The organism is Methanobrevibacter arboriphilus JCM 13429 = DSM 1125, assembly GCF_002072215.1.
GTDB lineage: Archaea > Methanobacteriota > Methanobacteria > Methanobacteriales > Methanobacteriaceae > Methanobinarius > Methanobinarius arboriphilicus.
Genome location: NZ_JXMW01000029.1, coordinates 1 through 12,651, shown reverse-complemented (window position 1 = coordinate 12,651; position 12,651 = coordinate 1). Strand labels below are relative to the sequence as shown.

Genomic DNA, 12,651 nt, shown 5'->3' with positions numbered 1-12,651 from the left:
ATTACCATTATCTGAATAAAATATAAATAAATTATAAATAAAGTTAAATGAAATATAAGATATATGATATAAACTATATGATATTTTTAGAAATATAATTATTTTAATTATATTTTTGAATTAATTTATTTTTATTATTTTGTTTTTATTATTTTGTTTTTATTACTTTGTTTTTATTACTTTGTTTTTAAATTATATATACTGAGTGTTTGCTTTTTAATATATTGTATGAATTATATAAATGTTATGATAGAAATATGTTATGATAGAAATAATTATAATTATTATTTTTATTATTTATATTGAAGATTGTAATAATAAATATAATTTTATATTGATTATAATTTAAGACTGTTTATAATTTAATACTAATTATAATTTAATACTAGTTATTATTTAATATCGGTTATAATTTATTATTAATATAATTTAAAAATGTTTATGATTTAATAATAATTATAATGGACCAACATCTTCTTTGCCTTCACGCATTCCCATTCCAGCTTCTTTTTGCATTTGTTTAGGAGAAAACATCATTTTTATTAAGTTTCGAGCATGTTCACGAGCTCGATTCTCAGCTAATTCTTTTAAAAGATCATCTTTTTCCTCTTCATCCTCATGAACAAAAACTTCTAGAATGTGAGTATTAGTCATCAATTGAGCTCTAATAAGACCAGTAGATGCCTCATGAGCACACATTTTATCTTTTTCCATAGGTCCTGGCATTCCAAGAGCCATGACAATTTCACAATCATCTTCCTCAATAAGTTTCTTAGAAGCTACTGGAAGATCCTTAATCCCAGGAACAGTCTTATGAATAATTTTTAAATCAGTAGCATTAGATTTTAATTCATCAATAGCTACCCCACCCATATCAAAACGGGCGAAAGTAGTATCACAAATACCAATTCGCATAAATTCACCTAATTATAAATTTAATTAAAAATTTAACCATAAATTTATTTATAAATTATTAAATATTTTATTATAGTTATTAAGTATTATAATTATTATATTATTTTTATTAAATAATATCTTTATTAAATATTCTTATTGAATTTAAATATCTCTATTAAGTTCTATTAAATAATATAATTATTATATTATTTTCATTATATATTATATTATTAAATATTAGATTTATCTTTACTAAATTTTCTCTTTATCAATATATTTCAATAAGTCTTTACGGGCTTCTCCAATAGTTAAAGGATATGAATCAGAGATTTTAAGATTATCTTCTTTTTCTAAAACTTCTAAAAGATGAGCTACTCTAGGCAATCTTAAATCAGCATCACGAATCAAATTAATATCATCAAAAACTTCATGAGGAGTGCCTTCCTTAATAATTGTCCCATTTTTAATAACATTAACTTTGTCAGAATAAAGAGGAACCAAGTCAACATCATGAGTAGATATGATAATAGTCATACCCTTGTTATTAAGTTCATACAATAATTTGAGCATTTTAGAAGCACCTTTAGGATCTAAACCAGAAGTTGGTTCATCTAAAACCATTATTTCAGGATTCATAGCTAAAATTCCTGCAATAGCTACTTTCTTCTTTTGACCACCACTAAGATGATGAGGAGGTTTTTTTTCATATCCTTCCATTCCTACACGTTTAAGAGAATCAGTAACACGTTTTTTTGTTTCTTCTTGCGAAAGACCAATATTAAGTGGACCAAAAGCAACATCTTCTTCAACAGTTGGTGCAAAAAGCTGATCATCAGGATTTTGAAAGACTATCCCTACTTTTTGTCTAGCTTTAAGTAACCCTTTTTTATTATATTCTAATTTTTCACCATCAATAAGTATTTCACCATTTTCTGGTTCAAATATTCCATTAAAATGGAGAAAAAGGGTAGATTTTCCTGCACCATTTTTACCAAGTAATGAAACGATCTGACCTTTTTCTACCTTGAAATTAATATTATCTAATGCTTTAGTGCCATCAGAATATAAGTAAGTAATATTCTTAGCTTCTATAATACTCATAGTCCCACCTATTACTATTTCCTGTTACTATTTATAAAATATGTTTTATCTCCATATATAATTACTTAATTCAATAATATTATTTAATATAAATATAGTTATTAATCCGAATAAAATTATTTAATTCAAAGAAAATTATTTAATATAAATATAGTTATTAATCCAAATATAATTCCTTAATTCAAATAATATTATTTAATATATAAAACTGAATTCTAATGATCATGTTTATGATGTAAATCTGGAAAATGATTATGTTCATGATGCTTTTCATTGTGTACATGGATATGAGTATGTTTTTTATTTTTATCTTTATTATAAATTTCAAATTCATTAGAATCATGTTTATGAACATGATGACCATCATCATGAGAATGAAGATGAAGATGTTCAACTTTATTATGATGATGTTTATGATTATGAACAATATTATTAGTGATTAATACTGCAACAATCAATAATATAATAGCTATAATCAAATTAAATGTTAGTGGTTCACCAATAAATATAGAAAACATTATTCCCCAAAATGGAGCAGTAGCAAACAAAATTTGACTTCTAGTAGCTCCAAGGTTTTGCGCAGAACTAACGAAAAATACAATACTTAAACCATAAGACACTACTCCTAATATTATTCCATAAAATATTAAGTTTAATGAAATCATTTGAGAAGCTATAATCATTCCAATGGTTAAATTAACTCCACCTCCAAAAATACCCTTAACAAATGTAATGAATTCTGGAGAATACCCATCAACTATAGAAGTGAGCTGATTATCCAATCCCCACGAAAAACAAGCCAAAATGATGAAAATTATAGAAAATATATCACCAAATCCATTTCCCCAAGATACTATTAAACCAGCGATAAATGTAAGTAATAAACCGATTGAAGCAAATTTATCTAAATTGTCTTTAAAAAATATTAATCCTAAAATAGCTGTAGCTACAAGCTCCATATTTAACCATACAGCAGTTGAACTTGCACTATTATGAGAAAGACCTATCATTAAAAATAAAGGACCTAATATTCCACCAAAAAGAATTATAAGTAAAATTTTTATAAAGTTCTTATCAAACTTAACCTCCAAAAAAGATTTTTTAGAAGTATTTTCATCTTTAGCTACATCCTTATCTTTATAAAAATTATTAAAATTCTTAATTATGCTAGGAATGATCACAATTCCTGATCCTAAATACAAAAGTCCAGATAATTGAAATGAATTTAAATCCACCAATAAAAGTTTGCTAAATGGTGTTGCAATACCAAATAATAAGCCAGCTAATAAGCCTAAAAAAACCCAATAGTTTTTAAGATTCAAATTTTCACCATTTAATTTATAAAAATTATTATATAAAAATGCTTTATAAAAATACTTTATAAAAATTACATTATAAAAAAATTATTTTATAGAAATTATTTTATAAAAGTTACCTATTATTATAAAAGAATTATTTATTAGTATATTTACTGTTATTACTTATTAGTATTACTTTTTTTGAATTTACTTATAAACTAGTATTACTATTATTCTATTAAAAAGTATTATCACATTGAAAAATTAAAAATTAAAAATAAATAGAATATTAATTATTAATAAGAGATCAATTATTTAAGGATCATACTTAGGTAATTCACCATTATAACCTCTAGAATCTAATGCATATTGTAATTTTTCACCTTTATCAAGGGATCTAAAAAACAAATTAGATATTAAAAGACCTAAAGACCTATAAGAATTTTTAAACCCATTATACCCCATTCTTGTTTTTTGAGCATTTGTCATTATTTTAATCTGATCTAAAAAGACAAAAATAGAAGTATACATTAATAAAGCTATTTCAATAAAAATTTTAGGAATTTTAATTTTACTTAAATCATTTAATATCAGAGCAATTGGAGTAGTTAAAGACAAAAAGCCAAGAGCAGAAAAGCAGGCTAAAGTTCTACAAAAAGTAGTTATTGCAAGCGATAAAGCATCTTCTCGAACAACAATACCTAAGATACCAGTATTAAAAATTACAGTTCCACTACCAAAGAAAAATGCCATGAAAATACAAGTTATCAAAGCAAATCCAAATGGAATAGACATGAACTTAATATAAAATTTAAATGGGATTTTAGCTATTGTAAGCAGAGAGATTCCAATTAAAAAGGTTATAAAAAGAGAAACAATTGGTAAATTGACTATTAAAGCAAATATCATTAAAGAAATGGATATTATAAGCTTATAAGTACTTTTAACATCTCTTAAATTATTTGTATGAGCAATATAATCAATTTCCAATTTAAACAATCCCTATATTAAAAAATATCCATATCAAATTAATCAAATTATATATGTGCTTCTTTCTATGATTATTCTTTTTTATTTTTAGAAGCTCCTCTCCAATAACCAATGAAATAACCAATGATTATTGCACCAATTGCAGCTTGAAGTGCAAAGAGTAAACTTTCTATTTCACCACTTGGAGGTTCCCAAAAAGAAGAAAACCATGGTTCATAACCAAGTTCCTCAATAGCTTCACCAGCAGCACCATCAGAACCACTAAAGTAACCTTGATCCTCTCCAAGCCCAGAATACATTACCATTGGAGCTATAGCAATAATAGCTACAAGAATTAATAAAATTATATCTCTATTTCTAGTACTCATAATATCAACATCACCATCAACTTAGCTATCTCCTGAAACTTCTGAAGATTTTTTAGAAGAAGAACTAATTTTTAAAGCATTTAATTTTTCAAGTAATCTTGGTTTATATTTAGTCAATTGATCCCAAATAACAACAGTTAACAATCCTTCAGCAATAGCTAATGGAATTTGAGTTATAGCGAATATTCCTAAAAATGTAGTAAGAGCTGCTTGAAAAGTAGGTTCTGGGAAAGCCATTGCTAATTGGAATGAAGTTGTAACATAGGTGAAAAGATCTCCAAGGAATGCTGCAAAGAATATAGCTATAGCAGCAGAAATTCCTGATTTTGTAAATCCTTTATAAACTCCCCAAGCTACTAAAGGTCCAATAATACCCATAGAAAATACATTTGCTCCAAGAGTAGTTAAACCACCATGAGCTAAAAGTATTGCCTGAAATAGTAATACAATTGTTGCAAGAACTGCAGCTACAGCAGGTCCAAATATAGCTGCTCCTAAACCATTACCAGTAGGATGTGAACAACTACCAGTAACAGAAGGTATTTTCAATGATGAAAGTACAAACATAAAAGCACCACTAACTGCCAACAATGACTTAGATTCTGGTGTTTCCTCAGTTACTTTTTTGATTCTTATAATACCATAAGCAATTACAGGAATTGAAAGTATATACCAGAAAAGACACCAAATTGGTGGTAAAAATCCTTCCATAATGTGCATAAAATATCTCTCCATATTATTTTTATTAAGCAAAAAATTTTATAGTTAAATTTAATGACAAATATTGATAATGACAAATATCGAATTAAAATATTAGATCTTTTTAATGATATAAATAACATTAAATTTAACTACATCATATAATATAAAACAAACTTTAATACAAATAAAGTTTATTTGATAATAATAATTTATTAATATATTATTTAAATGTTTTGATTTTTTAAAGTCAAATTTAATTAATTTAAATCAAATGGAAAAAAATATGCTTAATGTTAATAAGAAATATGTAAAATTAAGAAAAAATAAAGAAATAAAGTATATAATAAAATAAAAAATAATATTAATAAATATTAATCATAGATAAATACATGAATACTATATAAATAAAGGTCATATAAATAAAATTATACTAAATTATACTACTAAATAAAATTAAAAATATATTAAAATTAATAATAAAATTAATATTGAAAATAATATTAAAAATAATATTAAAAATCGTATTACTTTAATAATAAAAAATAAATATAATCATTTTAATAATTTAAAAAAAAATATAACTATTTTAAAGAATTTAAAATACTTTCAGTAGCTTCTTTAGGATTATTTGAAGCATAAATAGACCTTCCAATAATTAAAGCATCAGCATATTCCAAAGTATCCTTAGGATCTCCACCTTGAGTACCGACACCAGGAGATATGATAAAAGAATCCTTTCCAACAATATTCCTAATTTCAGAAAGCCTATTAAGTCTTGTTGAAGGAGCTACATAGTTTTTAATCCCCATTTCAAGACCCATTTTAGCTATATCATCAGCAACTCCTTGAAGAAACATCTGAGCCCCAGAATGAGACATTTCTGTTAAAAGAAAAACATCACCATCATAATCAGAGGCAACATCCAAACAAGCTTTAACACTATCCTCTCCAACAAAACCATGAGTTATAATAGCATCAGCACCAGCATTAAAAGTTAAATCAGCTATTTTAGAATTAGTTTCAGGAATATCAGCTACCTTATAATCACAAATAATATTAAAATCAAAATTATCCTTAAATATACCTATAGATTCAAGCCCTTCAGCTAATGTTAATGGATAACCAATTTTGATTGTGTTAATATAATCTGAAATTTCCTCAACAACCTCATAAGCTTCTAAAATATCCATTAAATCCATTGCTAAAATTATATTATTTTTAATATTCATAAAATACATCCTATTATTAAAATAGTAAGTTATTATTAAAAGAACTGATCTATTATTTAAAAAAAAATTATATAATGGCTCATTTTACATATTGTTTAACATCATTTCTAACAACAGACGAAGCATTATATTTTTTTATACCATTTAGCATTTCTGGAAACTTATTTTTTTCAATTAAAACATTAATCTGAGAAAATTTACTTCCAGAATTAATGGTAGGCTCATCAGAACAATAACCATTATCCACTAAAAAATCACTTACAACTAAAGCAATATCATTGTTAACATTAAATTTAACATCAAAGTATTTTCTAGCAGTAGTTGCACCATAAAGCTGTTCAAAAATCATTTTAGCTTTTTCCATTTTTTCATCAACACAGCTAACACCTGCATAAAGACCAGCAGATGAATGCATTATAGTTTCAAGCTCAACTAAACCAGCTTTCTTTAAACTACTACCTGTTTGAGTATTATCCACAATAAGATCTGCACCTTTAGCTATATATACCTCAGTAGCACCATCAGAATTAATTATCTGAACCATATCATTTTCACCATCAACTAAACCTCTAACTTGAACAAGAGGAATAGAATCTCCAAAAACTTCTTTATACCCATCATTTTCCATAATATGCTTACGAGTAAGGTTTGGATACTCTGTAAAACAGAGAATAGGAGTTTTACGATCTTTATTAAGTCTAAAAAATTCACTTAAAGAGAAATAAGGAGAATCAACTGGAACAGCTACTATAAGACGAGTTTGACCATAATCAAGGTCACCAATTTTTGTTATTCCTCCTTCATGAGAAACAGACTCTTCTTTAACCCAGTCTTCGCCAACAATAGCAATATCAACCATTCCCCTATTGAGTTCAACAGGAGTACTTTGAGGACGAGTTAAAAATGCCTTAATTTCCTCATCATTAGCAATATTAATTTCATAAGACTCGTTTCCAGGTTCATATCCACGAACTTCATACCCAGCATCTTTAAAAAGTTGATAGGTGTTCCCTCTATTTACATTATTTAAACTTCCCTTAGGAAGCCCAATTACAATCTCCATAAAATCTACCTAAATTTCTAAAAAATTACATAATATAAATTATATTTTATATAAAATATCTAATACAAATTGAATAAATAATACAAATTGAATAAAAAGTAAATTGAATTAAATTAATTGAATATAAATTATATTACATAAAGTATATAAATTTTTATAAAATAAACCATAATTTAATAAAACAATGTTTCATTATACTAAAATGAAATCATGATTATTAAAACAAAATTATGTTTAATTACTTTTTTATAAAAATAATTATATAATAAATAAAATTATAGATGTAAATAACTAATAGAAGAAAATAAATAATAGATGTAAATAACTAATATAAGAAAATAATTAATAAATAAAAAATATAATTATCTATTAAAATTACTATAAGTTATTATTTTTCAATATATGTTATTATTTTAATCTCTAAATTCTTAAAATTTTAAATTCTTAAAATTTTGAATTTTTTACCCCAATCAAAGAAAAAATAATACCTATCAAGCAACCACAAGCTAGTAAAATAGAAACAATTTGTGAACTTTCAATTAACAATGGATAATATTTAGGAATTATCTGAAGAGATCCCATTATAATTGCAAAAATAACAGTCCAAATCCCTAAACTTAAAGTTTCTCCTATAACTCTTGTTGTTGAAACAGTAGCTGATGCAATTGAGGCTAATTTATCTGGAAGAGAACTTACAACAATGTTTGTATTCGGAGATATAAATATTCCATAACCAATACCTTCAAGAACAATAGCTAAAATAACAACTGATAATGAAGTAGTTTCATTTAAGAGAGTAAGGATTATTAGAGCTATGAAAACTATACATAAACCAAAACTTGCAATAAATTGAGGATTAAATCTATCAGAAAATCTTCCAGCAAAAAATGTAGATATAGCCATTGAAATTGGAGCTAACATTAGAATTAATCCAGTAGTTTGAGGATCAACATTATTTATGTATTGTAAATGATAATCAACAATATAAATAACAACAAATGTTGAAAAAGAACATAATAATGCAGCAATACTTGAATAAGTAAATTTTTTATTTTTCAAAATTTTAACTGGAAATAGTGGAAACTTTATTTTTAACTGCCGTTTTCCAAAAATCACAAATAATATTATTGATAATATTAGTAAACCTACACCGTGTAATGTATGCATTATTGTAAAACCATAAGTTAAGAGTGAAATAGCTAATCCAAAAATTAAAGCTCCAACATAGTCAAACTTATCATCTTTTATTAAAACCCATTCATTTGGAACTTTAAAGTAAGTAATTAAAATAGTTAATATTAAAAATGGTATAACAAATAAAAAAACACTTCTCCATCCAAAATTATTAGTTAAAAAACCACCAATAACATTAGCTGCAATAAGTCCAACATATGCAATGGAAGTGATAATTCCAATTCCTTTACCTCTTTCATTTAATGGTAAAGATTCAGTTACAATAGCTAAGGTTGAAACATTTAAAATTGCAACACTTAAACCTTGTAAAGCTCTAAAAGCTATTAAAATATCAGAAGAATTTGAAATAGAAACTCCAAAAGAACCTATTATAAGAAGTATTAATCCTATATAGAAAGTCTTTTTTAATCCAAATTTTGCTGATATTTTTCCAAAAGGTAGTGAAAAAATAGCTATTGATAAGAAAAAAACCATAGCTATCCAATTTTGAGCTACAGCACTAACTGCAAAGTCTCGAGCCATAGTTGGTAATGCAACTGATATTACTGATACTGAAAAACCACACAAAAAATAAGATAGTGCAGTTATGATTACAACATATTTATTCTTAGATAGATTACCTTTAGACGAATTATCTTGAATTTTTTTCTCAAATTCTATATAATTTGATTCTTTTAATCTTGAACTCATATAAATACCTTTATTTACCTAAATTGGCTTTCAATTTTATTTAAATTAACTTTTTATAATTACTATTTCAAAATATTATTATGATAATATAATAAAACTATGATATTATAAAACTATGATATTTAGTATAAATTTTATAATTACTATAAAAATTATAATCCAATATAATGATAATGATTTAGTATAAAAATTATAATTCAGTGAATGATTATAACTTTATTTAAATAACATAGTATGATTAAATATAGTACGATTAAATATAGTATGATTAAATATAGTATAATTAATACTAGTATGATTAATATTAAAATAAGTAATATTTATCATTATTAATAATTATAAAAAGATAATTTATTAATCATATTATTTAAATTTTACCACAAACACTCACTATTTGATAGATAAAAATTAGAAAAATTTATTTAAAATATAAATACAAAAATAATAACATGAAATTAGAACAACTATTAGCAGAATGCCCAAAATGTGGCTCAAAAGACAAAACTGTTGAAAGAAGAATGTTAGACGAACATAAAGCTCATGCAGAAATGAAATGTATAAGTTGTGATAAATGTGGATATGTTTTTGAAACAAAAGAAGATAAAGAAACAGAATAAGATAAAAAAAGTCATAGAAAAATCATTAATTAATAAAAACAAAAATATAATATGAAAATATAATATTCAAAATAAATTCCTAAAAATAGAATAGTCAAAATAAATTCCTAAAATATAATATTTAAAATAAATTCCTAAAATAAAATAATAAAAACAAAAATAAAATATTTTAATCTTAATTAATACTAAAAATAATAGTGAATATAATATAGTGAAAATATGACTTTCCATGTAATGATTATACCAACTCTTGATTGTCCATCAAATTGTGAATACTGCTGGGGATCTAAAAAAGACTCTGGAATAATGGACATTGAAGTAATAGAGCAAATTGTAAAGTGGTTAGATGGATTTAGAGATGATTATGTTCATTTTACATTCCATGGAGGAGAACCATTACTTGTAGGTTATGAATTCTACAAAAAAGCTTTACCAATGCTTAAAAATACTACAACTCATAAAGAAGCTGGTTTTTCACTTCAAAGTAACCTATGGCTAATAGATGAAAAATTAGCTAAACTATTTGCTGAATACAATGTAGCTATCAGTACTAGTATTGATGGACCTCTAGAGATTAATGACCATCAACGTGGAAAAGGATATTTTGATAAAACTATGAAAGGATATAAAATAGCTACTGACAATGGAGTCAGAGTAAGCTTTATATGTACATTTACCTCATATTCTAAAGATTATGAAAAAGAAGTTTATGATTTCTTTTTAGAAAATGGTTATAATATTAAACTTCATGCAGCATTACCATCAATGAGAGGAGATAATGCAGATCCTTGGGCATTATCACAAGAAGACCATGGAAAATTATTAATCAGCCTTCTTGATAGATACTTAAATGACCTTGATAAAATTGAAATAAAAGATTTTGACCATATATGTAAAAGCTCATTTATGCGGAGAGGAACTCTATGTACATTTGCAGACTGTATGGGAGATACTTTAGCTATTGGGCATGATGGAAACATTTATCCATGTTATCGTTTTAATGGTATGGAAGAATGGGTAATGGGAAATGTTTCAGATAACCCCAGTATGGAAGATTTAACTAAAAGCAAAGCATGGAAAAAACTTGAAGAATTTAAAAGCTTTGTAGATGAAGATTGTGCAGACTGTACATATATAAAGTTTTGTAGAGGAGGTTGTCCTTATAATGGAATTGTAGCTACTGAAACAGCTAAATCAGTAGACCCCCAATGTACAGCATATAAAATGATATTTAAAGAAGTAAGTAATAGAGCTAACAAAGACTTCTTAAAATCATCTATGCCTCCACTAATGGGAAATTCAAAACCAACACAAAAAAAGAAATATAGTGTTATGGACCTAATGCTTAAAAGATAAACTAAATCAATATTGAATCATTAATACCTAAAAAAATAAATAAATCTCAAACGAAAAATAAAATAAGAATGAAAAACTAGTAAAAATCCTAAAAAATAATAAAAAAGTATGGAGGGAAAAATAAATAAATCCTCCTAAAAAAATGTTTAATTTTGTTTTCTTCTTAAGCTGATTCCAAATATACTTATCAATACTAGTATAATAGCCATTATTGGTATTCCTGTTTTTTTCATAGTAGCTATTGCTACAGGATTATCGCTTGTTTTATTGCCATTACCATTAGTATTATTAGTTTTATTAGTATTGTTAGTGTTGTTGGTGTTATTGTTGTTTTTGGTTTCAAATTCAGCAAATGCTAGATTACTAAAGTAATTTTCATTATCTGATAAAGCTGTAATCTTATGTTTACCCAGTGTAAGTTTAGAATTTGGTATATGGAATATTCCAACTCCATCAGAATCTGTTATCACAGATCCTATGTATTTACCATCTAATTCAACATCAACTTTATAATCTGGTATGGTATCACCATCTTCATCAACTACTTTAACAATCAATTCAACAGAACCATCCTTATTCTCATTAACAGTAACATTAACAAAGCTTTCACCTTTTTTAACATCAAAACTAGTGCTGTTAGTAAAACCTAAATATTTAGCATCACCATTGAAATTAAGTACAACTGTAGTTTTTCCAGTGCTTTTGGGTTTATAAGTTAAATACCAGTAACCATTGTAATTGGTTTTCACTAAATGTTTTTTACCATCAATAGTGATTTCTAATTCACTATCAGCTATTGTATTATCTTCCTCATCGAGAAGAACACCACTTATAACAGTAGTTTTCCCTACTCTAAAATCATCTGAAAGGTCAATACTAGAATATGTAGCTAATTTATTAACATTGAAGTTAGTATTATTGTTAAAACTAGTGTAATTTTCATTACCAGCATAGCTAACAGTAATAGTTATGTTTCCTGTGCGGTTAGTTGTGTAATTAAGACTCCAACCACCAGTAGAATTAATAATAACATTATCATAAACATTACCATCAACACTAACAGTTAAAATGTCAGAGCCATTACCAACATAACCCTCAAGCTCACCAGAAATAGTAACATTAGTACCAATTTGAACACTAACTACA

General features: G+C 25.4%; 12 protein-coding genes. 2 read left to right on the top strand and 10 right to left on the bottom strand.

What is annotated here, in order from left to right; all coding sequences use genetic code 11:
* Positions 1 to 456: 456 nt before the first annotated feature.
* The 9 genes from ribC to MBBAR_RS09105 form a co-directional block, all read right to left on the bottom strand.
* A complete protein-coding gene (gene ribC / locus MBBAR_RS09145; protein ID WP_080461042.1) occupies positions 457 to 915 on the bottom strand; it encodes a riboflavin synthase in 459 nt (152 codons plus the stop codon).
* Between the two features lie 234 nt (positions 916 to 1,149).
* The gene (locus MBBAR_RS09140; RefSeq protein ID WP_211272932.1) at positions 1,150 to 1,992 is read right to left on the bottom strand and encodes an ATP-binding cassette domain-containing protein; all 843 of its coding nucleotides are present in this window, start codon (positions 1,990 to 1,992) and stop codon (positions 1,150 to 1,152) included.
* 221 nt (positions 1,993 to 2,213) lie between these two features.
* Positions 2,214 to 3,320 carry a DMT family transporter gene (locus MBBAR_RS09135; RefSeq protein ID WP_080461040.1) on the bottom strand — a complete coding sequence of 369 codons (1,107 nt, stop codon included), beginning with the start codon at positions 3,318 to 3,320 and terminating at the stop codon, positions 2,214 to 2,216.
* A 291-nt stretch (positions 3,321 to 3,611) separates the two neighbouring features.
* Positions 3,612 to 4,286 (bottom strand): cobalt ECF transporter T component CbiQ, encoded by a 675-nt coding sequence (gene cbiQ, locus MBBAR_RS09130; protein ID WP_231493735.1) that lies wholly within the window; start codon positions 4,284 to 4,286, stop codon positions 3,612 to 3,614.
* Between the two features lie 71 nt (positions 4,287 to 4,357).
* Entirely contained in the window at positions 4,358 to 4,654 is a 297-nt protein-coding gene (locus MBBAR_RS09125; protein ID WP_080461039.1) for an energy-coupling factor ABC transporter substrate-binding protein, read from the bottom strand.
* A gap of 21 nt (positions 4,655 to 4,675) precedes the next feature.
* The gene (gene cbiM / locus MBBAR_RS09120; protein ID WP_080461038.1) at positions 4,676 to 5,374 is read right to left on the bottom strand and encodes a cobalt ECF transporter S component CbiM; all 699 of its coding nucleotides are present in this window, start codon (positions 5,372 to 5,374) and stop codon (positions 4,676 to 4,678) included.
* A 563-nt stretch (positions 5,375 to 5,937) separates the two neighbouring features.
* Positions 5,938 to 6,585 carry an orotidine-5'-phosphate decarboxylase gene (gene pyrF, locus MBBAR_RS09115; protein WP_080461037.1) on the bottom strand — a complete coding sequence of 216 codons (648 nt, stop codon included), beginning with the start codon at positions 6,583 to 6,585 and terminating at the stop codon, positions 5,938 to 5,940.
* 79 nt (positions 6,586 to 6,664) lie between these two features.
* The gene (locus tag MBBAR_RS09110; RefSeq protein WP_080461036.1) at positions 6,665 to 7,648 is read right to left on the bottom strand and encodes an ATP phosphoribosyltransferase; all 984 of its coding nucleotides are present in this window, start codon (positions 7,646 to 7,648) and stop codon (positions 6,665 to 6,667) included.
* 444 nt (positions 7,649 to 8,092) lie between these two features.
* Entirely contained in the window at positions 8,093 to 9,532 is a 1,440-nt protein-coding gene (locus MBBAR_RS09105; protein WP_080461035.1) for an MFS transporter, read from the bottom strand.
* Between the two features lie 449 nt (positions 9,533 to 9,981).
* On the opposite strand from MBBAR_RS09105, the gene MBBAR_RS09100 reads away from it, so the two are divergent.
* A complete protein-coding gene (locus MBBAR_RS09100) occupies positions 9,982 to 10,149 on the top strand; it encodes a TIGR04165 family Cys-rich peptide (RefSeq protein WP_080461034.1) in 168 nt (55 codons plus the stop codon).
* Positions 10,150 to 10,368: 219 nt separating this feature from the next.
* The gene (locus MBBAR_RS09095; RefSeq protein WP_080461033.1) at positions 10,369 to 11,505 is read left to right on the top strand and encodes a TIGR04083 family peptide-modifying radical SAM enzyme; all 1,137 of its coding nucleotides are present in this window, start codon (positions 10,369 to 10,371) and stop codon (positions 11,503 to 11,505) included.
* A 146-nt stretch (positions 11,506 to 11,651) separates the two neighbouring features.
* On the opposite strand, the gene MBBAR_RS10355 is transcribed toward MBBAR_RS09095, so the two are convergent.
* Positions 11,652 to 12,651 (bottom strand): Ig-like domain-containing protein (locus MBBAR_RS10355; protein ID WP_158082575.1); only part of this gene is annotated, 1,000 nt, incomplete at its 5' end.

Bases quoted from the DNA above. Each gene is read 5' to 3' on its own strand.
- MBBAR_RS09095 (WP_080461033.1), top strand. From the start codon at position 10,369: ATGACTTTCCATGTAATGATTATACCAACTCTTGATTGTCCATCAAAT.
- MBBAR_RS09100 (WP_080461034.1), top strand. From the start codon at position 9,982: ATGAAATTAGAACAACTATTAGCAGAATGCCCAAAATGTGGCTCAAAA.
- pyrF (WP_080461037.1), bottom strand. From the start codon at position 6,585: ATGAATATTAAAAATAATATAATTTTAGCAATGGATTTAATGGATATT.
- cbiM (WP_080461038.1), bottom strand. From the start codon at position 5,374: ATGCACATTATGGAAGGATTTTTACCACCAATTTGGTGTCTTTTCTGG.
- ribC (WP_080461042.1), bottom strand. From the start codon at position 915: ATGCGAATTGGTATTTGTGATACTACTTTCGCCCGTTTTGATATGGGT.
- MBBAR_RS09105 (WP_080461035.1), bottom strand. From the start codon at position 9,532: ATGAGTTCAAGATTAAAAGAATCAAATTATATAGAATTTGAGAAAAAA.
- MBBAR_RS09125 (WP_080461039.1), bottom strand. From the start codon at position 4,654: ATGAGTACTAGAAATAGAGATATAATTTTATTAATTCTTGTAGCTATT.
- MBBAR_RS09110 (WP_080461036.1), bottom strand. From the start codon at position 7,648: ATGGAGATTGTAATTGGGCTTCCTAAGGGAAGTTTAAATAATGTAAAT.